This window comes from Metapseudomonas otitidis (assembly GCF_900111835.1).
GTDB lineage: Bacteria > Pseudomonadota > Gammaproteobacteria > Pseudomonadales > Pseudomonadaceae > Metapseudomonas > Metapseudomonas otitidis.
Genome location: NZ_FOJP01000012.1, coordinates 127,571 through 152,305, shown reverse-complemented (window position 1 = coordinate 152,305; position 24,735 = coordinate 127,571). Strand labels below are relative to the sequence as shown.

At 68.3% G+C, this 24,735-nt stretch carries 20 protein-coding genes; 8 read left to right on the top strand and 12 right to left on the bottom strand.

The features are described from left to right. The 7 genes from gspE to BM198_RS16865 form a co-directional block, all read right to left on the bottom strand. Positions 1-1,470 (bottom strand): type II secretion system ATPase GspE, encoded by a 1,470-nt coding sequence (gene gspE / locus BM198_RS16895; RefSeq protein WP_074971448.1) that lies wholly within the window; start codon positions 1,468-1,470, stop codon positions 1-3. Then, positions 1,467-3,365 (bottom strand): type II secretion system secretin GspD, encoded by a 1,899-nt coding sequence (gene gspD / locus BM198_RS16890; protein WP_074971447.1) that lies wholly within the window; start codon positions 3,363-3,365, stop codon positions 1,467-1,469. Before gspD ends, gspE begins: the two co-directional genes overlap by 4 nt. Continuing rightward, on the bottom strand, positions 3,362-3,922 hold the full coding sequence (locus BM198_RS16885; protein WP_074971446.1) for a type II secretion system protein N: 561 nt from the start codon (positions 3,920-3,922) through the stop codon (positions 3,362-3,364). Before BM198_RS16885 ends, gspD begins: the two co-directional genes overlap by 4 nt. A gap of 3 nt (positions 3,923-3,925) precedes the next feature. Next, positions 3,926-4,441, bottom strand: coding sequence for a cytochrome b (locus BM198_RS16880; protein ID WP_044411827.1), 516 nt, complete (start codon positions 4,439-4,441; stop codon positions 3,926-3,928). A gap of 71 nt (positions 4,442-4,512) precedes the next feature. Further along, positions 4,513-6,057 carry an N-acetylglucosamine-binding protein GbpA gene (gbpA, locus tag BM198_RS16875; protein ID WP_074971445.1) on the bottom strand — a complete coding sequence of 515 codons (1,545 nt, stop codon included), beginning with the start codon at positions 6,055-6,057 and terminating at the stop codon, positions 4,513-4,515. A 459-nt stretch (positions 6,058-6,516) separates the two neighbouring features. After that, the gene (gbpA, locus tag BM198_RS16870) at positions 6,517-8,061 is read right to left on the bottom strand and encodes an N-acetylglucosamine-binding protein GbpA (protein WP_074971444.1); all 1,545 of its coding nucleotides are present in this window, start codon (positions 8,059-8,061) and stop codon (positions 6,517-6,519) included. Positions 8,062-8,295: 234 nt separating this feature from the next. Further along, positions 8,296-10,101: a monovalent cation:proton antiporter-2 (CPA2) family protein gene (locus BM198_RS16865; RefSeq protein ID WP_074971443.1), complete on the bottom strand. Its 1,806-nt coding sequence runs from the start codon at positions 10,099-10,101 to the stop codon at positions 8,296-8,298. Positions 10,102-10,330: 229 nt separating this feature from the next. Here BM198_RS16865 and BM198_RS16860 point away from each other — a divergent pair, with 229 nt between their 5' ends. The 4 genes from BM198_RS16860 to BM198_RS16845 are packed head-to-tail and all read left to right on the top strand — an operon-like array spanning position 10,331 to position 15,063. Beyond that, a complete protein-coding gene (locus tag BM198_RS16860; RefSeq protein ID WP_074971442.1) occupies positions 10,331-11,941 on the top strand; it encodes an acyl-CoA synthetase in 1,611 nt (536 codons plus the stop codon). Positions 11,942-11,958: 17 nt separating this feature from the next. Next, entirely contained in the window at positions 11,959-12,726 is a 768-nt protein-coding gene (locus tag BM198_RS16855) for a 3-hydroxyacyl-CoA dehydrogenase (protein ID WP_074971441.1), read from the top strand. A gap of 10 nt (positions 12,727-12,736) precedes the next feature. Beyond that, positions 12,737-13,924 carry an acetyl-CoA C-acyltransferase gene (locus BM198_RS16850; protein WP_074971440.1) on the top strand — a complete coding sequence of 396 codons (1,188 nt, stop codon included), beginning with the start codon at positions 12,737-12,739 and terminating at the stop codon, positions 13,922-13,924. A gap of 11 nt (positions 13,925-13,935) precedes the next feature. Next, entirely contained in the window at positions 13,936-15,063 is a 1,128-nt protein-coding gene (locus tag BM198_RS16845) for an acyl-CoA dehydrogenase family protein (RefSeq protein WP_044410309.1), read from the top strand. 75 nt (positions 15,064-15,138) lie between these two features. On the opposite strand, the gene BM198_RS16840 is transcribed toward BM198_RS16845, so the two are convergent. Both BM198_RS16840 and BM198_RS16835 read right to left on the bottom strand, forming a co-directional pair. Next, on the bottom strand, positions 15,139-15,525 hold the full coding sequence (locus tag BM198_RS16840) for a hypothetical protein (protein WP_074971439.1): 387 nt from the start codon (positions 15,523-15,525) through the stop codon (positions 15,139-15,141). A 324-nt stretch (positions 15,526-15,849) separates the two neighbouring features. Then, a complete protein-coding gene (locus BM198_RS16835; RefSeq protein ID WP_044410314.1) occupies positions 15,850-16,428 on the bottom strand; it encodes a GNAT family N-acetyltransferase in 579 nt (192 codons plus the stop codon). A gap of 224 nt (positions 16,429-16,652) precedes the next feature. Between BM198_RS16835 and BM198_RS29685 the strand changes: the two genes are divergently transcribed. Then, a complete protein-coding gene (locus BM198_RS29685) occupies positions 16,653-16,874 on the top strand; it encodes a hypothetical protein (RefSeq protein ID WP_139233645.1) in 222 nt (73 codons plus the stop codon). A 116-nt stretch (positions 16,875-16,990) separates the two neighbouring features. Here BM198_RS29685 and BM198_RS16830 read toward each other — a convergent pair whose 3' ends face one another. Further along, positions 16,991-17,356, bottom strand: coding sequence for a hypothetical protein (locus tag BM198_RS16830; RefSeq protein WP_044410320.1), 366 nt, complete (start codon positions 17,354-17,356; stop codon positions 16,991-16,993). A gap of 331 nt (positions 17,357-17,687) precedes the next feature. Here BM198_RS16830 and BM198_RS16825 point away from each other — a divergent pair, with 331 nt between their 5' ends. After that, positions 17,688-18,557, top strand: a complete 870-nt coding sequence (locus tag BM198_RS16825; protein ID WP_074971438.1) for a LysR substrate-binding domain-containing protein — start codon at positions 17,688-17,690, stop codon at positions 18,555-18,557. A 46-nt stretch (positions 18,558-18,603) separates the two neighbouring features. Here BM198_RS16825 and mep72 (BM198_RS16820) read toward each other — a convergent pair whose 3' ends face one another. Next, positions 18,604-20,445 (bottom strand): biofilm-associated metzincin protease Mep72, encoded by a 1,842-nt coding sequence (gene mep72, locus BM198_RS16820; protein WP_074971437.1) that lies wholly within the window; start codon positions 20,443-20,445, stop codon positions 18,604-18,606. Between the two features lie 20 nt (positions 20,446-20,465). Then, positions 20,466-21,137 (bottom strand): biofilm-associated metzincin protease inhibitor BamI, encoded by a 672-nt coding sequence (bamI, locus tag BM198_RS16815; protein WP_074971436.1) that lies wholly within the window; start codon positions 21,135-21,137, stop codon positions 20,466-20,468. 800 nt (positions 21,138-21,937) lie between these two features. Here bamI (BM198_RS16815) and bamI (BM198_RS16810) point away from each other — a divergent pair. After that, positions 21,938-22,615, top strand: a complete 678-nt coding sequence (gene bamI / locus BM198_RS16810; protein ID WP_139233644.1) for a biofilm-associated metzincin protease inhibitor BamI — start codon at positions 21,938-21,940, stop codon at positions 22,613-22,615. 20 nt (positions 22,616-22,635) lie between these two features. Next, a complete protein-coding gene (gene mep72, locus BM198_RS16805) occupies positions 22,636-24,492 on the top strand; it encodes a biofilm-associated metzincin protease Mep72 (protein WP_244165707.1) in 1,857 nt (618 codons plus the stop codon). Positions 24,493-24,735: the final 243 nt, after the last annotated feature.

Genomic DNA, 24,735 nt, shown 5'->3' with positions numbered 1-24,735 from the left:
TCAGTCCTCCCGGGTGACGCGCAGCAGTTCTTCGAGGCTGGTCACGCCGGCCAGCACCTTGTCGCGGCCGTCCATGAACAGGCTGGGGCCGTGGCGGCGGGCGTGGCGGGTCAGTTCGGCCTCGCCGGCGCCCTGGTGGATCAGCTGGCGCAGGGCTTCGTCCAGCAGCACCAGTTCGTAGAGGCCCTGGCGGCCGCGATAGCCGCTGTGCTGGCAGGCGTCGCAGCCCACCGGGTGCCAGAGCGTGGGGCGTGCCTGCGGGTCGAGGCCGAGGTGCTCGCAGGCGGCGTCGTCGGCGGGGCCGGGTTGCTTGCAGTGGGGGCAGAGCACCCGCACCAGGCGCTGGGCCAGCACGCCCACCAGGGAGCTGCACAGCAGGAAGGGCTCGACGCCCATGTCCACCAGGCGGGTGACGGCGCCCACGGCGCTGTTGGTGTGCAGGGTGGAGAGCACCAGGTGGCCGGTGAGGGAGGCCTGCACGGCGATCTCGGCGGTTTCGTGGTCGCGGATCTCACCCACCATCACCACGTCCGGGTCCTGGCGGAGGATGGCCCGCAGGCCCCGGGCGAAGGTCATGTCCACCTTGGTGTTGACCTGGGTCTGCCCGATGCCGGGCAGGTGGTACTCCACCGGGTCCTCGATGGTGAGGATGTTGCGGGTCTGGCTGTTGAGGCTGGCCAGGCCGGCGTAGAGGGTGGTGGTCTTGCCCGAGCCGGTGGGGCCGGTGACCAGCAGGATGCCGTGGGGGCGCGCCAGGGCGCCTTCCAGGCGGCTGCGGGTGCCGGGGTCCATGCCCAGGCGGCTGAGGTCGAGGCGGCCGGCCTGCTTGTCCAGCAGGCGCATCACCACCCGTTCGCCGTGGGTGGAGGGCAGGGTGGAGACGCGCACGTCCACTTCGTGGCCGGCGATGCGCAGGGCGATGCGACCGTCCTGGGGGATGCGCTTTTCGGCGATGTCCAGCCGCGCCATGACCTTGATCCGCGACACCAGCAGCCCGGCCAGTTCACGGCGGGGCTGGAGGATCTCGCGCAGCAGGCCGTCCACCCGCAGGCGCACGGAGAGGTGGCGCTCGAAGGTCTCCAGGTGGATGTCGGAGGCCTTGGCCTTCACCGCCTCGGCGAGGATGGCGTTGATCAGGCGGATGATCGGCGCGTCGTCTTCCTGCTCCAGCAGGTCGGTGGTCTGCGGCAGTTGCTCGGCGAGGCTGGCCAGGTCGTCCTGGCCGGCCATGGCGTCGCCCAGGCCGTCAGCCACTTCGCGGGCGTCGTTCTGGCCGTCCTGGTAGTGGCTGGCCAGGGCCTGGGCGAAGGCCTCGGCGTCCAGCACCCGGGGGCGCAGGGCGCTGCCGTGCTGGCGGCGTACCTCGGCGAGGATCGCCAGCTCGGCGCCGGCCCGGCACAGCAGCTCGCCGCCGTGCAGCAGCACGCCGTGGCGCCGGGCGTAGCTGAAGGGCAGACGCGCGCTGCTCATCGCCCCTTGGCTCCGCGCATGTCCAGCACCTGGCCGCCGTCGTTGTCGAACAGCTGGCGCGGGTCGCTGGGCAGCAGCAGCCCGCTGGGGCCACGGTCGTTGCTGCGCAGGTTGCGCAGGTCGTTGTACTTGCGCTGGCCGAGTTCGCCGCTCTCCTCGCTGGTGCGCAGCAGGGTGGGGCGCAGGAAGACCATGAGGTTGGTCTTCTCGGTGACCTCCTTGGTGGAGCGGAACAGCCCGCCGATCAGGGGGATGTCGCCCAGCAGCGGCACCTTGCTGACCTGGGTCTTGACGTTGTCCTTGATCAGGCCGCCGATGACGATGATCTGCCCGTTGTCGGCGAGGATGGTGCTCTTGATCGCGCGCTTGTTGGTGATGGCGTCGCTGGTGGTGATGCCCGGCGGGGCGGCGGCCAGCTCGGAGCTCTCCTGCTCGACCTTGAGGCGCAGGCTGTTGCCCTCGTTGATGTGCGGGGTGACCTTGAGGGTCACGCCGATGTCGCGGCGCTCGACGGTGGTGAAGGGGTTGTTGGCACCGGCCGCGTCGGTGGTGTAGGAGCCGGTCTGGAAGGGCACGTTCTGACCGACGAGGATCTCCGCCGGTTCGTTGTCCAGGGTCAGCAGGCTGGGGGTGGAGAGCAGGTTGTTGTTGGAGTCGCTGGACAGGGCGGTGACCAGGGCGGCGAAGTGGCCGCTGCCGACGCCGATCACACCGCCGTCGGGCAGGGTGGGGCGCTTGCCGTCCTGCAGGGTGCCCAGCAGGGAGCCGATGGTCAGGCCGCTGCCGCCGAACTGGATGGAACCGGCTGCGTCGCCGCCACGGCCGGCCCACTGCACGCCGAGGGCGTCGTTGATGTCGCCGCTGACTTCGACGATGGCCGCTTCCACCAGCACCTGGGCGCGGGGGCGGTCGAGCTGGGCAATCACGGCGTCGAGGGTCGCCAGCTGGGCCGGTTCGGCCATCAGCACCAGGGCGTTCTGGCTTTCGTCGGCGCTGATGAGGATGGAGCCGGCACGGCCTTCCTTGCCGCCGTTGCCCACTTCCATGCGCTTGCCGATGCCGGAGAGCAGGTCGGCCAGTTGCTTGGCGTCGGTGTGGTGCAGGCGCACCACGCGGGTGCCGTCGTTGGCGTTGCCGGGCACGTCCAGCTGGCGGGCGAGGGTGGCCATCTGCTCGCGGGCCTGGCTCGGGCCGACCAGGATCAGCCGGTTGCTGCGGGCATCGGCGATGGCGCGGGCGCCGGCCGGGGCACCGCTGCCCTGGTTGACGCTCTCGGTGAGGGTGGCGGCCAGGTCGGTGGCCCAGGCGTGCTTGAGGCCGAGGGTGGAGAAGGCGCGCTCGCCGGCGCTGTCCAGCTCGCGCACCAGGGAACGGATGCGGCCGACGTTGCTGGCGCTGTCGGTCACTACCAGGGCGTTGGAGCTGCTGGAGGGGGCGACGTAGGCGTCCACCGCCACCAGCGGGCGCAGCACGGCGGCCACTTCGGCGGAGGTGGCGTTGCGCAGCGGGATGACCTCGGTGACGAACTCGTCGTCTGCCGCCTGCTCGCTGCCGCTGGCCTTGGTCTTGGCGTCGGCCACGGGGACGATCAGCACGCGGTCGCCCTGGTCGAGGGCGGCGTAGCCCTGGCTGCGCAGCACGGTGAGGAACAGCGAGTAGATGCCGGCCTGGTCCAGCGCGCTGCTGGACTGCACGGTGACCTTACCGCTCATGCGCGGGTCGAGGACCATGGTCTTGCCGGTGATTTCGCCGACTTCGCTGACCAGGTCGCGCAGTTCGGCGTCCTTCATGTTCAGCGTCCATTGGCGGGATTCGTTGCGTTCGGCGAACGCGGGAAGGGGGGCGAGCAGGGTGCCAAGCACCAGCAGCGCGCCGGTCACGCGGGGCAGTTTCATGGTCGGGTCTCCGGCGTGTGGGTGGGGGCCCCGTTTGCGATTTCGGCCGCAGGCGGACGGGGTACGAAAAGGCGGGTTTCAGGGCGCGGGAAACCCAGGCGGTAGTCGCGACCGCCGTGCTGCAGCAGCACGTGGTCGGGGGCGACGGCACGCAGTACGGCGCCGCCGGGCAAACGGTCGCCGATGCGGTAGAAGGCGCTGCCCGACGGGCCGGCGATCAGCGCGCGGGAGTCGGCCTCGCCGCGTTCGGCCAGGCTCGCCATCAGCACCAGCGAGAGGCTGGTGCTGGCGTCTTCGGCGGCCTCCTCGGGGCTAATGCTGGCGGGCAGCACGCCGAAGAGCAGGGCCACCAGGGTGCTGTCCAGCGGCGCGGCCTCGGCAGCCACCGGGGCGGCGGCGCTGGGGGCCGGCTGGGCCAGCTCGGCGGCCAGGGCCTGGCGGGCGTGCCAGGCATCCCGGGCGAGCCAGGCCAGCCAGCCGGCGAGGGCGAGCACGGCCAGGGCCAGCAGGGCCCGGCGCAGCGGCAGGCGGAGGTCGGGACGCAGCGACGGCAGCATGGCTCAGGGCTTCATCCGGTCGAGCACGGCGTGGCCGCGCAGTTGATGGAACACCACGGCGCCGATATGGCCGGCGACCAGCAGGGCCAGCACCACGCAGAACAGGCGATGGCTGCTGTTGAAGAATTCGATGAGTACCGGCTCGGCGAACGGCTGCGGCAGGGTGGCCAGGCCGAACAGGTCGATGGGGCGGTCCATCATCAGCACGCCGGTGGCGAGCACCAGGGCGGTGGCGATGTACAGCGCCAGGTGGCCCGCCTTGGCGAGGAACTGGCCGAGGCCGTTGCCGTGGGCGATGTCGTCAGGGCCGGGCTGGGCCAGGGCGTAGCCGATGCGCAGCACGAAGAACGGGATCAGCAGCGCAGTGAGCGAGACGTTGATGAAACCGATGGCCTCGGACAGGGCCGCCGGGACATCCAGCAGGGCATTGGCGAAGCCGGTGACGGTGGCCCAGAGGATGACCAGCGCCGAACCCCAGTGCAGCAGGGCGCGGGGACGCGAGTAACGAGCAGTGGACATGAACAGTGTTCCCAGGGAAATGAAGAGGAGCGTGGCGCCAGGCGCCACGCTCCGTTTGTTGCAGGCTCGGGTTACTTGCGTTTCCAGGCCATGTTCCAGTGGGAGCCCTTGCCGGGTTCGAACTGGGTGGAACCGGTGTTCCACTGCTTGCAGTAGCCGCTGGCCGGGAACGGCAGGCACTCGTAGGTGTTGCCATCCTTCGCCAGTACGGTGGTGCCGGCCTTGTAGCTCTGCAGGCCATCCGGGAAGACGAAGTCGTAGTCACCGCTGCCGGGGTTCTCGCCACCGCCTTCGCCCGGGTTCTCGCCGCCGCCGTTACCCGGCTCGGCAATCAGGGTGAAGCTGTGGGTCTGCTGCAGCAGGGAGCCTTTCTTCGGCGTGGCGACCACGACCAGGTCGTGTGCACCGGCTTCAGCCTTGTCCAGGGTCATGTGGAAGTGCGGGGTGTTGCCCGGCGCGGCTTCCTTGTGAGCGATGGTCTCGCCCTTGGCGTTCAGCACGGTGGCCTTGATCTGGAACTCGCCGCCTTGTGCGATGGCGTTGAAGTGCAGGTCAGCCTTGCCGTCCTTGATCTGGTAGCTGGAGGAAAGGCCAGTCAGGCTCAGGGAACCCGGAACGGAGGGCTTGTCCTTCTGGACTTCGACGTTGGTGACCTTGCTGTCGGCCTTGACGTGGATGCCGTTGCGGCCGTGGTTCGGGACGATCTCGCCGTTGGCGTTCAGTTCACCGAGCTTGTAGCCGTAGTCACCGGCGTTGACCTTCTGGGCCAGCAGGAAGGGCCAGGTGTTGGCCTGGGCCTGTTCGGCGGTGGCGATCTTCATCTCGACGGTGTTCAGCGGGCCGGTCTTGCTGAAGGCGCGCAGGGTCACGGTGTCGCCGACGCTCAGGGCTTCCGGCTGCACGGCGCCGATCTGGTTCCACTCCGGAGCGGGCGGCGGGGTTTCGCCACCACCGGCCTGGTCGCCGTCGATATTGACGTCGACGACGGAGTAGAAGGTGGCGTCGGTGTCGCCTACGCGCCAGGTGGCGAGAATCACGTGGTAGCCGCTGCGGTCAGCCGGGACGTTCACGCGGTGGGTGGTTCTGCCCTGGCCCTGGGGACGCACGCTCACACCTTCGACGTAGGGCTCGTGCAGCAGCGGGGTGGCTTCGAAGCTGTCACGGGTCAGCGGCTGGTTGGGGTTCCAGTCCTTCTTGGTGATGTAGAACTGCCAGTAGGCCGTGGCGTGGCCAGCGGTGTAGAACCAGGTGATGTCCTGCGGGCCGGGCTTGATGGTGGTCTTGGCCCAGCGGGTGGCGGTCTGCTCGTTCAGCTTGCCGTAGGCGTCGTGGCCGCCAGCAGCGATGGTGCCGTCAGCCGGACCGCACTCCATGAAGGAACCGCCGCACCACTTGCCACCGTGGTGGAAGTCGGAACCCGGGCGGTATTCGACACTCTGGGGTTCCCATTGGATGTTGCCGCAGTCTGCGTTCAAGCTGCCGCCGGAGGAGGCGCACATGTAGGAACGGGCTTTCGGGCTTTCGATGTAGCCGTGGGCGAAGGCCTGCTGGGAGGCCAGGGTGGCGAAGCCGATGGCCAGGGCCAGGGGGAGTTTGCGAAGGCTCTGCTTGCGCATGTGTTGAAGGTCCTTGTGGGTAGGTTTCAAAGGAGCCCTCGATGCAGGCGTGGGGTCGATCATGTCTTCTCCAGCCCCCGCATCTCGGGACTGGGGTCAGAATGCCGTCGGGCCTGGACCGCTCACATTGGACGAGTCCGAAAGCCGTTCGGCCGCTCGGGACGGCAGGCATGGGGAAGGAAGCTGTACCGCCGGGAGGGCCGGACAGGGCGAGGAGTGCGGGGCTGCAGCAAGCTGGCCGCGTCGCCAAGGAGGGTTTCCGGGCGCAGCAGGCCGTCAGAAGGTCGGGATGCGGCCTGGGCATGGCCGATGCGCAGGGCGAAGGACGGAATCAGCAGTGCGGTGGACGGGACGTGGGTGCTGCACACGAGCCAGGCGTCGTGGACAGGGGCGCTGTTCCCATTGAAACGAAAAGGAGCGTGGCGCTAGGCGCCACGCTCCTTTTATTGCAGGCTCGGGTTACTTGCGTTTCCAGGCCATGTTCCAGTGGGTGCCCTTGCCGGGCTCGAACTGGGTGGAACCGCTGGTCCACTGCTTGCAGTAGCCGCTGGCCGGGAACGGCAGGCACTCGTAGGTGTTGCCATCCTTCGCCAGTACGGTGGTGCCGGCCTTGTAGCTCTGCAGACCATCCGGGAAGACGAAGTCGTAGTCACCGGTGCCGGGGTTCTCGCCACCGCCTTCGCCCGGGTTCTCGCCGCCGCCGTTACCCGGCTCGGCAATCAGGGTGAAGCGGTGAGTCTGCTGCAGCAGCTCGCCTTTCTTCGGAGTGGCCACGACCACCAGGTCATGTTCGCCGGCTTCCACGTTGTTCAGCGCCATGTGGATGTGCGGGGTATTGCCCGGCGCGGCTTCCTTGTGAGCGATGGTCTCGCCCTTGGTGTTGAGCACGGTGGCCTTGATCTGGTACTCGCCGCCCTGTGCGATGGCGTTGAAGTGCAGGTCAGCCTTGCCGTCCTTGATCTGGTAGCTGGAGGCCAGGCCGGTCAGGTTCAGGGAACCCGGTACGGAGGGCTTGTCCTTCTGGACTTCGACGTTGGTGACCTTGCTGTCGGCCTTCACGTGGATGCCGTTGCGGCCGTAGTTCGGGACGATCTCACCAGCGGTGTTCAGTTCGCCGAGCTTGTAGCCGTAGTCACCGGCGTTGACCTTCTGGGCCAGCAGGAAGGGCCAGGTGTTGGCCTGGGCCTGTTCAGCGGTGGCGATCTTCAGCTCGACGGTGTTCAGCTGGGTGCTCTTGTCGAAGGCGCGCAGGATCACGGTATCGCCGACGCTCAGTGGCTCCGGCTGCACGGCACCGATCAGGTTCCACTCCGGAGCGGGCGGCGGGGTTTCGCCACCACCGGCCTGATCGTTGTCGATGTTCACGTCGATGGCCTGGTAGAAGGTGGCGTCGGTGTCGCCAACGCGCCAGGTGGCGAGAATCACGTGGTAGCCGCTGCGGTCAGCCGGCACATTCACCTTGTGAACGGATCTGCCGTTGGCCTGGGGACGCTCATGTACACCCGGGATGAACTGCTCGTGGGCGATCGGCGTGGCTTCGAAGGCGTCGCGGGTCAGCGGCTGGTTGGGGTTCCAGTCCTTCTTGGTGATGTAGAACTGCCAGTAGGCCGTGGCGTGACCCTGGGTGTAGTACCAGGTGAAGTCCTGCAGGCCGGGCTTGATGGTGGTCTTGTTCCAGCGGGTGGCGGTCTGCTCGTTCAGCTCGCTGAAGCGCTTGATGCCACCTGCAGCAATGGTGCCTTCTGCCGGTCCACATTCCTGGAAGGTACCGCCGCACCACTTGCCATTCAGGTGATGGTCAACTGGCGGGGCGTATTCAACGCTCTGGGGTTCGTACTGGATGTCGCCGCAGCTGGCGTTCAGGTTGCCGCCGGTGGAGGCGCACATGAAGGAGCGGGATTTCGGGATTTCGATGTAGCCGTGGGCGATGGCCTGCTGGGAAGCCAGGGTGGCGAGGCCGACGGCCAGGGCCAGGGGGAGTTTGCGAAGGCTCTGCTTGCGCATGCGTTGAAGGTCCTTGTGGATAGGTCTTAAAGGAGCCCTCGATGCAGGCGTGGGGTCGATGGGGTCTTCTCCAGCCCCTGCATCTCGGGACTGGGGCCAGAATGCCGTTGGGGTCGGAGCGCTCACATGGGACGAGTCCGAAAGCCGTTCGGCCGCTCAGGGTTGCGGGTATGGGGGCGGGAAGGCAGCGCCGCTGGGTGGACCGGCGGCGCGGGGAGGGCGGGACGCGGGCAGCTACTTGACCGCCTGGTCCTCGATGCGGTCGGCGTCGAACAGGGTCTCCAGCTCGGCACGGGCCTCGCGGGCGGTCTGCAGCATGGCAGCCGTGTCGCCGTGGACCTTGTACTGGGCCGCCAGGACTTCCTCGTCGTGGCGCTGGAAGCGGCGGATGCGCGCCTCCGCCTGCTCGGGCGGCAGGCCCATGGCGAGGAGGATCTGCCGGGCCATCTCCAGGCTGGAATAGAAGGTCTCGCGCACCGGCATGGCGCCCAGGTCGAGCAACTGGTGCACGTGCTGGCGGTCACGGGCGCGGGAGATGATCTTCAGGTGCGGGTAGAGCCGGTGCACCAGTTCGGTGGTGCGCAGGTTGGTGACCGGGTCGTCGGTGGCGATGACGAAGAACTCGGCCTTGTCCACCTTGGCGGCGCGGAGGATCTCCGGGCGCAGCGGGTCGCCGTAGAAGATCGGGATGCGGCCCAGGCTGCGGGACAGCTCGATGGTTTCCACCGAGGTATCCAGCGCCAGGAAGGGCACGCGCTGGGCGTGCAGCACACGGGCGATGATCTGGCCCATGCGCCCGGTGCCGGCGATCACCACGCGCGGGGTATCGCCTTCGATGCGCTGGTACTCCTCGGGCACCTCCACGGGGGCCGGCGCCGTCTTGGCGAAGCGGCTCACCAGCAGGATCAGCAGGGGCGTCATGGCCATGGACAGGGTGATGGCCAGCACCAGATAGCCGTGCAGGTCGGCATCCACCAGGCGGTGCTCGCGGGCCATCTTGAACACCACGAAGGCGAACTCGCCGCCAGCCGCCAGCACCACGGCCAGGCGCAGGGCGCTCTGTCGCACCAGTTGGCCCGCCATGCGTGCCACCAGGTACAGCACCGGGAACTTGCAGGCCAGCAGCAGCAGGGTGAGGCCCAGCACCAGCAGCGGCTGGCGCAATAGCAGCCCGAGGTCGGTGCTCATGCCCACGCTGATGAAGAACAGGCCGAGCAGCAGGCCCTTGAAGGGTTCGATCTGCGCTTCCAGTTCGTGGCGGTATTCCGAATCGGCCAGCAGCAAGCCGGCGAGGAAGGCGCCCAGGGCCATGGACACGCCGGCCTCTTCCATCAACCAGGCGGTGCCGATCACCACCAGCAGCGCGGTGGCGGTGGACACTTCCTGCAGGCCGGTGCGTGCCACCACGCGGAACACCGGGCGCAGCAGATAGCGGCCACCGATGATCACCAGGCCGATGCTGCCCACCACCTCGGCGAGGTGGCGCAGGCCGCCGCCGTCCTGCTCCGGGGTGGCCGAGCCGCTGAGCAGTGGCACCAGGGCGATCAGCGGGATCGCCGCGATGTCCTGGAACAGCAGGATGGCGAAGGCCAGGCGCCCGTGGGGGCTGGTCAGCTCCTTGCGCTCGGCGAGGATCTGCAGGCCGAACGCCGTGGACGACAGCGCCAGGCCCAGGCCCAGCACCACCGAGGCCTGCCAGCTCTGGGCGAAGCCGAACCCAGCCACGCTGCCGATCAAGGCCCCGGTAAACAGCACCTGGGCCAAGCCGACGCCGAATACCGAGCGGCGCATCACCCACAGACGTTTGGGCGACAGCTCCAGGCCGATGATGAACAGCAACAGCACCACCCCCAGCTCGGACAGCGTGGCGACGCTCTGCGGGTCATTCACCAGCCCGAGCACGGACGGGCCGATGAGCAGACCGGCAAACAGATAACCGAGCACCGCGCCCAGGTGCAGGCGACGGGCGAGCGGAACGGCGAGGACGGCGGCGAGCAGGAAGACGACGGCGACCTGCAACGAGCTGCCTTCATGGGGCATAGCGGAATCCTTGGTAAAGCGGGAACGGTGCCTACAGGCGGGTGGAGGGCAAGGATAGGGGCTGCTACTGGCCGCTGTCACCGTTTTTGGACCCTGCGCGGGGCTCTGGATCGCAGGGGCGAGTGTCAAAAACGCTCGCCCTGATCGGTGGCTTTCGACATTGCCCGTGCTGCAGGTGCGCCGGATCATCCGCCCACGCTCCCCCCACAAGAACAAGACGGAGTTACCCATGCGCGACTACTTCTCGGCTGCCCATTCCTTCGACCTCGACGCCGCCTGGGCCGGGCTGGCCGGTGATCCGGCGGCGCTCAACGCCTGCATCGAATGCTGCGACCGCCACCCGCCGGAGGCCCTGGCGCTGGTGTGGGAGGGCCGTGATGGCCAGCGGGCGCGCTGGACCTTCGGTGAGCTGCGCGCGGCCTCCGCCCGCTTCGCCAACCTGCTGGCCAGCCGGGGCATCGGCGCGGGTGACTGCGTGTCGGGCATGCTGCCGCGCACGCCGGAGCTGCTCATCACCATCCTCGGCACCTGGCGCGCGGGGGCGGTCTACCAGCCGCTGTTCACCGCCTTCGGTCCCAAGGCCATCGAGCACCGGGTGCACAGCGCCGGGTCGAAGCTGGTGGTCACCGACCTAGGCAACCGCAGCAAGCTGGACGAGGTGGAGAACGCGCCGCCGGTGCTGACGGTGGGCGATGACTTCTGGCCGGAGCTGGAACGCCAGGCCACTGCCTTCGAGCCGGTGCTGCGCCGGGCCGAGGACCCCTTCCTGCTGATGTTCACCTCCGGCACCACCGGCCTGGCCAAGCCGCTGGAGGTGCCGCTGAAGGCGATTCCCGCGTTCGTCAGCTACATGCGTGACGCGGTGGACCTGCGCCCCGAGGACCGCTTCTGGAACCTTGCCGATCCCGGCTGGGCCTACGGCCTGTATTACGCCGTGACCGGTCCGCTGGCCATGGGGCACGCCACCACCTTCTTCGAGGGCGGCTTCACGGTGGAGAGCACCTGCCGGGTGATCCGCGAGTACGGCATCACCAACCTGGCGGGTTCGCCCACGGCCTTCCGCCTGTTGCTGGCCGCCCGCGACGAGGTGGAAGGCGCCCTGAAGGGCCGGCTGCGGGCGGTGAGCAGCGCCGGCGAGCCGCTGACGCCGGAGGTGATCCGCTGGTTCGCCGAGGGCCTGGGCTGCACCATCCATGACCACTACGGGCAGACCGAGCTGGGCATGGTGCTGTGCAACCACCACGCCCTGGAGCACCCGGTGCGCCTGGGGGCCGCCGGCTTCGCCATGCCCGGCCACCGCGTGGTGGTGCTGGACGAGCAGCACCGCGAGCTGCCGGCCGGCCAGCCGGGCATCCTCGCGCTGGACCGGGCGCGCTCGCCGCTGTTCTGGTTCTCCGGCTACCGCGCCATGCAGACCCGCGCCTTCGTCGGCGACTACTACCTGAGCGGCGACACCGTGGAGCTGAACGAGGACGGCAGCATCAGCTTCGTCGGGCGTGCCGACGACGTGATCACCACCTCCGGCTACCGGGTCGGCCCGTTCGATGTGGAGAGCGCGCTGATCGAGCACCCGGCGGTGATCGAAGCGGCGGTGATCGGCAAGCCCGACCCGGAGCGCACCGAGGTGGTGAAGGCCTTCGTGGTGCTGCACGCCGGCCACGTGCCGGACGAACCCCTGGCCGAGGCGCTGCAGCAGTACGTGCGCAAGCGCCTCTCGGCCCATGCCTACCCCCGCGAGATCGAATTCGTCGCGGAACTGCCCAAGACCCCCAGCGGCAAGATCCAGCGCTTCCTCCTGCGCAACCAGGAGATCGCCAAGGCCCAGGCCGCTGCCCACTGATCTGAGGAGAACACAACGTGCGTATCGAACAATCCGTATTCCTGGTGACCGGCGGCAGCTCCGGCCTCGGCCTGGCCACCGCCCGCGAGCTGGTGGGGCAGGGCGGCCGTGTGGTGCTGGTGGACATCAATGCCGATGCCGGGGCCGCCGCTGCCGAGGAGCTGGGCGCGAGCGCGCGCTTCGTTCGTGCCGACATCACCCGCGAGGACGACGCCCGCCAGGCCGTGGCTGCGGCCCTGGAGGCCTTCGGCGCCCTGCACGGGCTGGTCAACTGTGCCGGCATCGCCCCGGCGGAGAAGGTGGTGGGCCGCAACGGCGCCCACGGCCTGGAGAGCTTCCGCCGGGTGATCGAGGTGAACCTGATCGGCAGCTTCAACATGCTGCGCCTGGCCGCCGAGGCCATGGCCGCCGCCGAACCCAATGCCGAGGGCGAGCGCGGGGTGATCATCAACACCGCCTCGGTGGCGGCCTTCGACGGGCAGATGGGCCAGGCGGCCTATTCCGCCTCCAAGGGCGGTGTGGCCGCCATGACCCTGCCCATCGCCCGTGACCTGGCGCGCTCGGGCATCCGCGTGATGTGCATCGCCCCCGGCATCTTCGAGACGCCGATGATGGCCGCCATGCCCCAGGAGGTGCGCGATTCCCTGGGTGCTTCGGTGCCGTTCCCGCCGCGCCTGGGGCGCCCGGCGGAGTACGCGGCGCTGGTGCGCCACATCATCGAGAACGTGATGCTCAACGGCGAGGTGATCCGCCTCGACGGCGCCATCCGCATGGCAGCCAAGTAAGGAGAACCCCATGAACCATGACCCCATCGTGATCGTCAGCGCCGCCCGCACCCCCATGGGCGGCTTCCTCGGTGACTTCAAGGACATGACCGCTGCCCAGCTCGGCGCCGCCGCCAACCGCGCGGCCCTGGCGCGCGCCGGGGTGGCCGCCGACGCCGTGGACGAAGTCATCACCGGATGCGTGCTGCAGGCCGGCCAGGGCCAGGCGCCGGCACGCCAGGCCGCGCTCGGTGCCGGGCTGCCGGCCGGCGTGGTCTGCTCCACGGTCAACAAGATGTGCGGCTCGGGCATGAAGGCGGTGATGCTGGGCCACGACCTGCTGGCCGCCGGCAGCGCCGACGTGGTGCTGGCCGGCGGCATGGAGAGCATGTCCAACGCGCCGTACCTGCTGGAGCGCGCCCGCTCCGGCTACCGCATGGGCCACGGCAAGGTGCTCGACCACATGTTCCTCGACGGCCTGGAGGACGCCTACGACAAGGGCCGCCTGATGGGCACCTTCGCCGAGGATTGCGCCCAGGCCTACGGTTTCACCCGCGAGCAGCAGGACGCCTTCGCCATCGCCTCCCTGACCCGTGCGCAGAAGGCCATGAACGAGGGGCGCTTCGCCGCCGAGATCGTCGCCGTGGAGGCCAGGGCCGGCCGCGAGACCCGCACTGTCGACCAGGACGAGCAGCCGCCCAAGGCGCGCCTGGAGAAGATCCCGACCCTGAAGCCGGCCTTCCGCGACGGCGGCACGGTGACGGCGGCCAATGCCAGCTCCATCTCCGACGGTGCCGCCGCGCTGCTGCTGATGCGCCAGTCCGAAGCGGAGAAGCGCGGCCTCACGCCCCTGGCCCGGATTGCCGGCCATGCGTCCTTCGCCCATGCGCCCAACCTGTTCACCACCGCACCGGTGGGCGCCATCCAGCGCTTGCTGGTGCGCACCGGCTGGAGCCTGTCGGAGGTGGACCTGTTCGAGGTCAACGAGGCCTTCGCCGTGGTGCCCATGGTGGCCATGCGTGACCTGGACATCGCCCACGACCGCATCAACGTCCACGGCGGCGCTTGCGCCCTGGGGCACCCCATCGGGGCGTCCGGCGCGCGGGTGCTGGTGACCCTGCTCAATGCGCTGGGCCAGTACGGCCTGAAGCGCGGCGTGGCCTCGGTGTGCATCGGTGGCGGCGAAGCCACCGCCGTGGCCCTCGAACTCATCGGCTGAAGGAGCCCGTCATGATTCCCTCCGAAGACGACATCCAGATCCGCGACGTGGCCCGCCAGTTCGCCCAGGAGCGGCTGAAGCCCTTCGCGGCCGACTGGGACCGTGAGCACCGCTTCCCCGCCGAGGCCATCCGCGAGATGGCCGAGCTGGGCTTCCTCGGCATGCTGGTGCCGGAAGAATGGGGCGGGGCGGCCACCGGCCACCTGGCCTATGCCATGGCCCTGGAGGAGATCGCCGCCGGTGATGGCGCCTGCTCCACCATCATGAGCGTGCACAACTCGGTGGGCTGCATGCCCATCCTCAAGTTCGGCAGCGAGGAGCAGAAGGCCCGCTTCCTGCGGCCACTGGCGGAAGGACGGATGATCGGCGCCTTCGCCCTCACCGAGCCCCAGGCCGGCTCCGATGCCAGCGACCTGCGCACCCGTGCCCGCCGCGACGGCGACCACTACGTGCTGAACGGCGCCAAGCAGTTCATCACCTCCGGCAGCCATGCGGGGGTGGTGATCGTCTTTGCCGTGACCGACCCCCAGGCCGGCAAGAAGGGCATCAGTGCCTTCATCGTTCCCACCGACACCCCTGGCTACCAGGTGGTGCGGGTGGAGGAGAAGCTCGGCCAGCACGCCTCGGACACCTGCCAGATCCAGCTGGATGACGTGCGCATCCCTGCCGCCCTGCGCCTGGGCGAGGAGGGCGAGGGCTACCGCATCGCGCTCTCGAACCTGGAGGGCGGGCGCATCGGCATTGCCGCGCAGTCGGTGGGCATGGCACGGGCCGCGTTCGAGGCGGCGCGGGACTACGCCCACGAGCGCAAGACCTTCGGCAAACCGATCATCGAGCACCAGGCGGTGGCCTTCCGCCTGGCGGACATGGCCACCCGCATCGCCGTGGCGCGGCAGATGGTCCACCACGCCGCCAGCCTGCGCGAAGCGGGCATGCCCTGCCTGACGGAAGCCTCCATGGCCAAGCTGTTCGCCTCGGAAATGGCGGAAGAGGTGTGCTCGGCGGCCATCCAGACCCTGGGGGGCTACGGCTACCTGAAGGACTTCCCGGTGGAGCGCATCTACCGCGATGTGCGGGTGTGCCAGATCTACGAGGGGACGTCGGATGTGCAGCGGATGGTGATTGCGCGGAGTCTCTAGGCTCTCTACGAAAAATGCCTGCGCTCGGTGATGCTGCGTTCGTGCGCGCGGAGCCTCGCGGCTCCGCGTTGGGCCTCAGGCCACCGGCTTGCGCGGTGGCGGGGCGATGCCGGGCTGGCTGCGGGCGAACATCAGGTAGGCGTCCATCAGCAGGGCTTCCAGCCCTGAGAGCAGGCGCTCACGTTGGTGGGCCGCGTGGGGGTTGCCGTCGGCCTCCAGCTCGTCGCGGATGCGCTGCACCAGGTGGGTGGCCTGCACCAGGCGGTAGTTGCCGAGATCACGGCAGGCTTCCGGCGGGGAGTCCCGGCGCACGTCCAGCACCTCGTCGGAGAAGTCCTCCAGGGTGGGGAAACGCAGCGGGTCGTTCAGGGGCGCGGCGTCGAACAGGGTCTGCTCAGGCGCGCGTATATCCCGCAGCAGCAGGTCCTGGTGGGGCCGGGGAAGCAAGGTGGCGTCAGGCATCGGCGGGCTCCGGGTGGCGGTCGGCTGCGGCAGCCGGGGAGGTCCATTGGGTACGCATGGCGGGTGTCCTGTCTGGGCCTTTTGTCAGGCCTCTGGCTGGTCGGAAGGGTCCGGGAGGTCAGCCGGAACGGGGGCGCTGCACGTTCATGTGTGAACCCGTTCACAGGTTGACCGTCGTGGCGGGCGACTCTAGCGAGGGCCCGTAGGCGCACTCAAGGAAGATGCGGCGTTTTCAGATTTATCTGATCGCCAGGGCGCCGAGTGCGTCGCCCGGAAAAGCAAAGCCCCGGCACGGGGCCGGGGTTTGCAGGTAGGCAGGGGGTGTCAGAGGGCGAGTTTGTGCACCACCTGGGTGGGGTCGTCTTCGTCACGGCGGCGTTGCATGCCGAAGCGGCGGGCCAGCCCGCGCATGCCGGCGTTGCTGGCCGAGTCGATGGAGTAGAGGCCGCGAATGCCATTGCGCTTGGCGGCTTCGATCAGGTGGCGCAGCAGGACGCTGCCCAGGCCACGGCGCAGCCACTCATCCGCCACGGTGACGGCGAACTCGCCTTTCTCATCGCTGACCCGTGCATACCGGCTGATGCCGACTTCCAGCAGTTCACCGTCCACGTGGGCCAGGGCGACCAGGGCCACGCGGTCGTGGTCGTCCACGTCCATCAATTGCTCCAGCAGCGAAGGCGCCACTTCGCGGAATTCGCCGAGGAAGCGGTTGTGGCGTGCCTCGGGCGACAGGCGGTTGATGAAGGCGCGCTCGCGCTCGCGGTCATCCTCGCGCAGCGGGCGGATCAGGACGTGGGTGCCGTCCTCCAGGGGTTCGATCCAGTACTCGCCACGGGGCGCGGCGTGCAGCGGCAGGGGTTGGGCGGGCTGGGCAATCGCGGTGTTGAGCGCGGACATGGGCATGTCTCCATACAGGTTCGAAACCGGTGCGCGCGTTGAGCGCGGCGTATGGCTCCTGTTTACGCCCCTGGTCGCGTGCGCGATTGATCGGGATCAATCCTGGCGGGAAGCGGGCTGCGCCGGGTTGTCGCAGGTGTGGCAACGGCGGAAATGATCCAGATCAAGGGAAGGGCCGATGGGAGGTTCAGCATGGCTCCATCGGATTGAATGACTCATGGAGAACGACCATGGCTACGCCTCGTGACTGCTCTTCCGCACTGGCCCTGCTGGACCTCTTCCTGCTGGGCTGCGACGGGCCCGAACTGCCGGAATCCAACCTCTTCCATTCCAGCCCGTCAGCTCGCCGGCCGGTGGCTGGGGGCGTGAATGGCGTGTCCGGAGACGGCTCGATGCCGGGGCATCGCCCTGGGCTGCTGGCCTCGCGGGCCGGGCTGGGCAAGCGTCACTGACGAAGGGCGGGAAGGGCCGGTGCCTGTGCGCACCGGCTCCCGGCTCGGGGAGGGGGAAAGCCCCGCGTCACGTACGTCCCTGTACGCGAACCACGGGAAAGCGGTTGGCAGGCCGTTTAGCTGCAGGGCGCCTGCGGGCCGCCGGTGATGGCTTCGACGTTGTTCAGCACGTCCTGGCCTTGCTTGATCTTCTGGGCGTTCTCCACGTCCTGCATGGTGTAGTTCGAGTAGCCGGTGCGCGAGCTGTCCATGTTCGCCTTGGTCTGCATCAGGGTGGTCCCCAGTTCCAGCAGGCTGCGCCCGGTGGAGACCAGGTCGGCTGCGGCGTTGGGGGTGCAGGGTGAGTTCGCCGAGGCGACCTGGGTGGGCTGCCGCCCCTGGTTCATCAGACCCTGGGACTGGGTGTTCTGCGGCAGGCAGCCGGACGTGGTGAAAATGACCGAAACGAGCGCGAAGCCGGCGGCGATTCCTTGGAGGTTCATCGGGCATTCCTTTGTTGGGCGGGCGGAGTGGCCCTGGAGGGGAGCAGGGCCGGGTGGTGGGCGATCGACCCGCAGAGGCACCTTTGAAAACGAGCTGCGTTTTCAAAGGTGCCGAGGGCAGGCCTGGACGCCGTGGACGGAAGTCTAGGGAGGCACTTGGCGGCCTTGAATAGTACGGGTGTGCTAGCCGGTGTGACCGGGCTGGCATTCCCGGCCCATCCATGCCTCTCCGCCTCGGGGGCAGGGGGCGGCTGCCGGGCCTGAACGGCGGTGAATCCCGTCATCTTCGTGCCTATAATCGGCGCCTTCCCGCAGTCCGGAACCTTTCCCCATGCTCTGTGCCGAGCTCAAGGCCTTCCACATGGTCGCCCGCCTGGGCAGCATCACCCAGGCCGCCAAGAAGCTGGGGCTGAGCCAGCCCACCGTCACCACCCAGATCCGCAACCTGGAGAGCCGCTACGCCGTGGAGCTGTTCCACCGCGGCGGACGGCGGCTGACCCTGAGCGAGGAGGGCGTGCGGCTGTTGCCGATGGTGCGCGAGCTGCTGCAACAGGAGGCGGACATCGAGTTCTTCCTGCGCAACAGCGGGCAGATGCAGGGCACCCTGCGCATCGGCGCCACCTCGCCGTACTACGTGCTGGGGTTGGTGCGGCGCTTCCGCGAGCGCTTCCCGCAGATCGAGGTGTCGGTGGAGATCGGCAACTCCCAGCAGGTGCTGGAGGCGCTGGACGAGTACCGGGTGGACCTGGCGGCCTCGTCGCAGCCAGTGGAGGATGCGCGCCTCACGCGCCTGCTGCTCGGCCGTGATCCGCTGGTGTTGGCGGTGCACCGCAGCCATCCCCTGGCCGCTGCCGGGCAGGTGCAGGTGGCGGCGCTGCGAGGCCATGACCTGCTAATGCGTGAGCGTGGTTCCATCACCCGGCAGATCACCGAGCGCCTGCTGGCGGAGGCGGGCATCGATGCGGGGCCGCTGCTGGAGATCGGCAGCCGCGAATCCATCCGCGAGGCGGTGATCCGCAACATCGGCATCAGCATCATCGCGCGGCATGAAGTGCCGGATAACCCGGAGCTGCGGGTGGTGGAGCTGGAAGGCGCGCCGGTGATCGACGAGTACCTGTACTGCCTGAAGGACCGCCGCCAGGCGCGTCTGCCGGCCGCGTTCATGGCCCTGGCGCGCGAGGCTTGCGAAGAGGGCCGCTGACGGGCCCGCAGAAGGGAAAGCCCCCGGCAAGGCCGGGGGCTGTGGCTCAGAGCCGGTTGAAGCTGACGTTGTCCAGGTACAGGGACTGGTCCTTGCGGGTGCCCAGTACCAGCAGCTCCACGCGGCGGTAGGTGCCGGCGGGGATCTGCACGTCCTGCTGCAGACGGCTCCAGGCGCCGCCCACGGTGCCGCTCATGCCCAGGGGCAGGTAGCGGCCCTGGCCGCTGGTGTCCTCCAGGTACAGGTAGCCGTAGGTGAGGCCCTTGATGGCGGCGTTGCGGCCGATCATCACGTCGGCGGCCAGGCGGTAGCCGAAGCCTCCCTGCACCTTGCCCTGCAGCGGGATGCTGGCGCCGCTGCCTTCGTACAGGCGGGCGTAGCTTTCCAGCGAGGTGCCGGTGTTGCCACCCAGGCTGACGAGGCGAGTGCGGCCGTGGAAACCGGCCCAGCCGGCCACGCCGTTCTCGAAGTTCCACGCCAGCGTCGAGGGGACGGTGGGGGTGGTCGGGGTGGTGGGCTTCGGCTCGGTCACCTCGGTCAGTTCCACCTCATCCACCAGCACGCTCAGGCCGTCGCGGCTGATCAGGCCGACGTAGGTGGTGCGCGGCGGGGTCTGGGCGCGGGTGTAGGTGAAGGTGCGTTCCAGGGTGGTGAACTCGCTGCTGGTCACCGACTGGGTCACGCCCGAGGCGCTGCTGTAGCTGATGCGGTCGTTGGCCTCGTGGAGGATGCCCAGGTAGAGGTTGCCGCGTGCATTGGCGCCCTTGAGCATGACCTTGGCACGCAGGCGGTAGCGGGCGCCCTCGCGCAGGGCCGTGACCGGGGTGGCGAGGATGTCGCTGCCGCCGTTGGGCAGTTCCAGCAGCAGGGCGTTGTCGCGGCAGGTCTTGCCGACGTTCACCAGGCTCGTGGTGGCGTAGCCCAGCAGGGCCTGCCAGCCCTCCTCGGTGCGGAACTCACCATTGGCCACCAGACCCTTGAGCGCCGGCTTGTTGCACCAGGCCGGGGTCGGCGTGGTGGGCGGTGTGGTCGGGGGTGTGGTCGGCGGGGTGGTGGGGGTGCCCGGGTTGGTGGGGTTCTGCGTCTCCGGCACCTTGGTGGCGCGCAGGGCGGCGATCTGTGCCGCCATGGCGTTCAGCGCACGGGCTGCGTCGGCGTGGTTCTCCTGGCCGCAGGCCTGGTTGGCACAGGTGCTGTCCACCACGCGCGGCGAGGAGAACAGCGGGGCCTGGACGCGGGCGTTGAACACATGGGGGTAGCCCATGATGGTGGAGAACTGACCCTGCACGCCGTAGCCACGGCTCCATTCGAAGGTGCCCTGGTGCCAGTCGGACTGGTAGTAGCCCTCGGTCTGGTCCTGCTCGTAGGAGTGGCGCAGGCCCATGTTGTGGCCGATCTCGTGGGCCATGGTGCTCAGGCTGCAGTCGACGCCTGTGATGGCGTAGGCGCTGTTGGCGGAGCCGGAGTTGAAGGTGCCGCTGTTCTTCTGCCCGGAGAGCACATAGCCGATGCCGCACACGCCGTAGCCCTGGCCTTCCTGGGTGCGACCGATCAGGTGGACCATGTCGGCGCCGTAGGTCTCGCGCAGCTGCTGCACGCGGCTGTCGGCGGCGAAGGCGGCCAGGTCACGGCTGGAGACGGTGGGGTAGCTGGCCCAGTCCAGCAGCTGGCGATGCACCAGGCGCAGGCGCAGGTCGACGTTGCTTTTCTTGTAGGCGTTGTTGGCGTACTCGATGTAGCTGGCGATGCGGGCGTCCATGTCGCGGCCGTTGGGCAGCGCCTGGGCGTCCTTGGTGTAGAGCACCAGGATGTCGACGGTGCGCGGCTCGGCCGCATGGGCGGCCTGGACGGCGACGGCCAGCAGGGTGCCGATGAAGAGTCTTTTCATGGGGGACGTTCCTTGTTGGATCAGCCCTGGGCGGGCGGCGGCAGGGGAGGCAGTTGCTTGGCGTCGGGGGTGACGATCGGGTCTGGCGTGGCGCGCATCAGCAGTTCGTTCTGGTCGGTCACCTGGGTGGCGCCGGTGGCGTTGTCCACCACGAAGGACAGGGTCTTCTCGGTGGTAGCGAGGGTGATGTGGGTTTCCAGCTGGCCCTTCACCACGGTCAGGGTGTCGGCATCGCTGCCACCTTCCACCGGGCCGCTCCACACGGCGGTGCTGCCGGTGTTGTGGGTCTCGTCCAACTTGGCACGCAGGGGTTCCTGGCGGCCCGGTACGCCCAGTTGCAGGGTGCGGCCCACGGCGAGTGCGCCCAGCAGGTCGGGGGAAGTCCGGGTGTGGTAGACGGTCATCCCGTCCTGATCCTCGGCCTGCAGGGTGTCAGGCGCCCACAGGGCCAGGGTAGTGGCCGGGGGCGCATCCTGCGCAGCAGCTGGCGAGGCCTTGGCGGCGACCGGGGCAGCGGCCTGCGGCAGGCTGCCGGCGTCTGCCAGGGATGGCGACGGGGTCGGGCGGGTGTCGGACGGTGCCGAGGCCACCGGGGCCTGATCGCCTTGTGCTGGCGCGTCCTTGAGCAGGACGGCGAGGGTCGTGCCGGCCGTCACCAGGGCGACGGCCGAGTAGAGCCAGGTTTTCCGCATGGGGTTCTCCTTTTTCACCCGGTCTGGGCCGGGTCTCTCGTGATCCGCCGGAGCACGTCCGTGATGCGCAGGCGGGTTCGATCAACGGGCAGGCAAAGGCCAGCCATTGAATTCAATGACGACGCAAGGGGCTGTTCGGTTGAGCCGGTGAATTAATTCCGAATGAAGTGGGTACTACTTATTCAAACGTGCGGTGTCGGTTTGAATTGAACAGTTTGTTTCTACTATCAGATTGCCAGTGTCTTAAGTTGCATGAAGCCAACTAAGGGAATAGCGCAGAAGTGAAGCGGCACGCACTGGAGTGCTTCACAACCGTTTGTAATCAAAGGATTTTGTCTAACGATTACGTCGATGATGGCGACGTGTTATCAGTTGTTCGCTGTTGAATGCCGCCGGATTTCGTAATTACCCACGATTGGCGGCGAGGCTGTCAAACCAGCAATGTGCGAGAAATCCCAATTATCCCGATGGCCATTGGGGAACTGTTTAAGGTGGTGGTTGGTTCACTTGCGGAAGTTGAACGCGTTCAACTTTCTGCGAGCCGTATAACGTCCTTCAGGAAGCCAGGGATCGGCAGCAGACGGGTAGCAGCGCAATGGTGTGATCCAGCGCTTTGCTAATAGCGAAAGCGTATTTAAGTCACATGCAGGCACTGTGATATCAATTTTCCGGCGTCAATAAATCGAACAACTGGCCGTTACCCCTCGCAACGGTCGAACCTGTTCCACGGTTCGTCAGGGATGCTCTTCCGTGGTTTCGCTGCCACCCGGCTGTGCCGGGTGAAACATGGGAAGGTGGTCATGCCCCGTACGCTCCTTTACCTGGCGGTTGCCCTGGTCACATCAGGTGTCACCCTTGCCGTCCTCCTCCGTGATGCCCCATCGGCTCCGGCCGTTACCCAGCTCACCCCATTGCCAGCACCACCGACGACTCCGTTGCCCGTCGCCCCGGTCGTGGCGGCCAGCCCGATGCCGGTTGCGGTGAACGTGGTGCCGGCACCCCACGTCGCCACGGTGCCCGTGGCGGACGCCCCCGCCGACACCCTGATCGAACTCTGGGACAGCCACTCCCTGGTGCCCGAGCAACAGCAGGAAATGACCCTTTACCGCACCCAGGTGGCGACCACCTCCCTGGGCGAGCTGTCCGTCGGCAAGACCCTGCAGCTGGGCGTGCCCGGCCGTCGGGAGCCGCTGCGCGCCACGCTGGACGAAACCCACAACACCGGCGGCGCTGCCGTCTGGAGCGGCCCGGTGGAAGGTGGCCAGCCGGAAGACACCCTCACCGTGGTACAGGGCCAACTGGAAACCCACATCACCCTCGCCACCCGCGAACAGACCCTCTCCATGGTGGTGGACAACGCCACCGGCAGCACCCTGGTGACCGACCAGAACCAGTTGCTGATGCGCGCCACCCCGGACGTGCTCATCTCACCCGACTCCACGCCATTGCAGCCCCTCCCGCCGCCGACCCGCGGCTGAGCGCTACAGGAACGATGACCATGAAGAAACTGCTTGCCTGCCTGGCCGTGATCCTGCTGGCCCCGTTCGCCCAGGCCGCCACCGAACCGCGCACCGTCGATCTGCTGGTGCTCTACACCAAGGACGCTCAGGCCCTGCCCAACGGGCGGGACATGAACGCCCGCATCGCCAGCTACATCGAATACGCCAACAACGCGTTCAAGAAGAGCAACGTCAACCTGCGCCTGCGCCTGGTCAACGCCCAGCCGCTCACCTGGGCCAGCTACCCGACCATCTCCTCCAAGGACCTGGCCGCCTTCGCCGCCGACCCGCGCGTGCAGCAGCTGCGCGAAACCTACGGCGCCGACGTGGTGCAGCTGATCAGCCGCACCCAGGTGGGGCAGGGCTACGGCGTGTGCGGCATCGGCTACGTGCTCTCCGGGCCGAAGAACAGCGGCACCTTCCAGAACGGCTCCTGGGCCAGCGCCTACGGCATCACCGGAGTGGACTGCAGCCTGAGTACCATGGCCCACGAGATCGGCCACAACCTGGGGTTGCGCCACTCCTACGAGCAGGACCAGACCGAGGGCTACTACGCCTACTTGGCCCGGGGCATCCACCAGGGCACCTACGAATGGGGCCGGGGCTACGGCGTGCAGGGGCGCTACTCCACCATCATGGCCTACCCCCAGGTGTTCAACGCCACCGCGCAGGCGCCGCTGTTCTCCACGCCCGCAGTGGTGGACAGCACCTGCGCCAACCAGGCCTGCGGGCGAGCCGGCTTCGCCGACGCGGCCCGGGCACTGAACGACATGGCGGCTCAGATCGCCACTTTGCGGCCGACCAAGGTGCCGGAGACGGTCAACCCGACCTCGACGCCCACGACCCCGGCCACACCTGCCACGCCGACCAAACCCGTCACGCCGACAACCCCGGCGCCCCCGGTAACCCCGGCCTGGTGCAGCAAGCCGGTGCTGAGCAGCCTGGTGGCCAACGGCGAGTTCCGCACCCTGGACGGCTGGAGGGCACTGCTCAACCTGGCCAAGCTCAGCACGCTCAACGTTGGCAAGACCTGCCGTGACGACGCCCTGCAGTTCGAACTGCCGGCCGGCCGCGACGACGTGCTGGCCACCTCGGTGGGCGCACTGAAGGTCGGCGCCAGCTACCGGCTCAAGGCCAAGGTGATGCTCAAGGGCACCAATGTGCGCGGCAACGTCTACCTGGGCATGCTTCACGAAGAAAACGCCGGCATCAGCTACAGCACGGCCAACGGCGTGATCAAGTCGGTGACCAGCAGCGAGTTCACCCCCATCGACGTCACCTTCGTCTACCAGCCGCCGGCCAGCGTCATCCGCAACACCTACCTGGGCCTGGTCAGCGTCAACCGCCTCGGCGTGCTGCTGGATGAGGTCGAACTCCGCGAGGTGACGCCTGCCAAGCCGGTAACCCCGACGACCCCGGCCGCTTTCGGCTGGAACTTCGACAGCGCCATCGGCGAGTGGACGGGCTTTTACGGCAGCACCCGGCTGACCGCCCTGGCAGCCACCGGCAAGTCCCTGGAAGTCCATGCCCGCCGTGCCGACGGCACAGGCGCCAGCCTGCTCCTGGCCGGCAAGGTGCAGCCGGGGCTGTCCTACCGCTTCGCCGCCGACGTGATGGTGAGCCGCACCGCCAGCGTGGCTGCGCTGGCCTATGCCTACCTCTACCTGGAAGACACCGCCGGCAACGGCCGGTTACTGTCCCTGGGTGTGGTCAATACCAAGGGCGGCGCCTGGGGCAAGCTGCAGCAGAGCTTCCAGGTGCCGGCCGGAACCTACCGGCGCATGGAGCTGTTGGTGCTCAGCACCCGTGCCGACCAGTCGCTGTACCTGGACAACGTCAGCCTCAACCGGCTTTAAGCCCGCACGCCCGGTCCCTGTTGCAGGGGCCGGGCTTTTCAACCAGGGGCTGGCAATCGCATGCCAGCCCCGTCTTGCCTCTTACTGCCTCGAAACGAAATCAAAACGCGCGCCGGCAGGCGGACGAGCGTGGTGATGTCCGCCTCCTGTTCCGGCAGCCCCGCAAAGATCACCTGCAGGCCTTCGAGTCGCTGGCCCTTCAGCGCCCCTGCAAGACCGCGGCGTCCAGTGCCGGCGCACCCC

What these genes read in the sequence shown, in the direction of transcription:
- bamI (WP_074971436.1), bottom strand. Translation starts at nt 21,137, where the DNA reads ATGCGGAAAACCTGGCTCTACTCGGCCGTCGCCCTGGTGACGGCCGGC.
- BM198_RS16835 (WP_044410314.1), bottom strand. Translation starts at nt 16,428, where the DNA reads ATGCCCATGTCCGCGCTCAACACCGCGATTGCCCAGCCCGCCCAACCC.
- gbpA (WP_074971444.1), bottom strand. Translation starts at nt 8,061, where the DNA reads ATGCGCAAGCAGAGCCTTCGCAAACTCCCCCTGGCCCTGGCCGTCGGC.
- BM198_RS16845 (WP_044410309.1), top strand. Translation starts at nt 13,936, where the DNA reads ATGATTCCCTCCGAAGACGACATCCAGATCCGCGACGTGGCCCGCCAG.
- BM198_RS29685 (WP_139233645.1), top strand. Translation starts at nt 16,653, where the DNA reads ATGGCTACGCCTCGTGACTGCTCTTCCGCACTGGCCCTGCTGGACCTC.
- BM198_RS16865 (WP_074971443.1), bottom strand. Translation starts at nt 10,101, where the DNA reads ATGCCCCATGAAGGCAGCTCGTTGCAGGTCGCCGTCGTCTTCCTGCTC.
- BM198_RS16830 (WP_044410320.1), bottom strand. Translation starts at nt 17,356, where the DNA reads ATGAACCTCCAAGGAATCGCCGCCGGCTTCGCGCTCGTTTCGGTCATT.
- mep72 (WP_244165707.1), top strand. Translation starts at nt 22,636, where the DNA reads ATGAAGAAACTGCTTGCCTGCCTGGCCGTGATCCTGCTGGCCCCGTTC.
- gbpA (WP_074971445.1), bottom strand. Translation starts at nt 6,057, where the DNA reads ATGCGCAAGCAGAGCCTTCGCAAACTCCCCCTGGCCCTGGCCATCGGC.
- gspE (WP_074971448.1), bottom strand. Translation starts at nt 1,470, where the DNA reads ATGAGCAGCGCGCGTCTGCCCTTCAGCTACGCCCGGCGCCACGGCGTG.
- mep72 (WP_074971437.1), bottom strand. Translation starts at nt 20,445, where the DNA reads ATGAAAAGACTCTTCATCGGCACCCTGCTGGCCGTCGCCGTCCAGGCC.
- BM198_RS16850 (WP_074971440.1), top strand. Translation starts at nt 12,737, where the DNA reads ATGAACCATGACCCCATCGTGATCGTCAGCGCCGCCCGCACCCCCATG.
- BM198_RS16880 (WP_044411827.1), bottom strand. Translation starts at nt 4,441, where the DNA reads ATGTCCACTGCTCGTTACTCGCGTCCCCGCGCCCTGCTGCACTGGGGT.
- BM198_RS16860 (WP_074971442.1), top strand. Translation starts at nt 10,331, where the DNA reads ATGCGCGACTACTTCTCGGCTGCCCATTCCTTCGACCTCGACGCCGCC.
- bamI (WP_139233644.1), top strand. Translation starts at nt 21,938, where the DNA reads ATGCCCCGTACGCTCCTTTACCTGGCGGTTGCCCTGGTCACATCAGGT.
- BM198_RS16885 (WP_074971446.1), bottom strand. Translation starts at nt 3,922, where the DNA reads ATGCTGCCGTCGCTGCGTCCCGACCTCCGCCTGCCGCTGCGCCGGGCC.
- BM198_RS16825 (WP_074971438.1), top strand. Translation starts at nt 17,688, where the DNA reads ATGCTCTGTGCCGAGCTCAAGGCCTTCCACATGGTCGCCCGCCTGGGC.
- gspD (WP_074971447.1), bottom strand. Translation starts at nt 3,365, where the DNA reads ATGAAACTGCCCCGCGTGACCGGCGCGCTGCTGGTGCTTGGCACCCTG.
- BM198_RS16840 (WP_074971439.1), bottom strand. Translation starts at nt 15,525, where the DNA reads ATGCCTGACGCCACCTTGCTTCCCCGGCCCCACCAGGACCTGCTGCTG.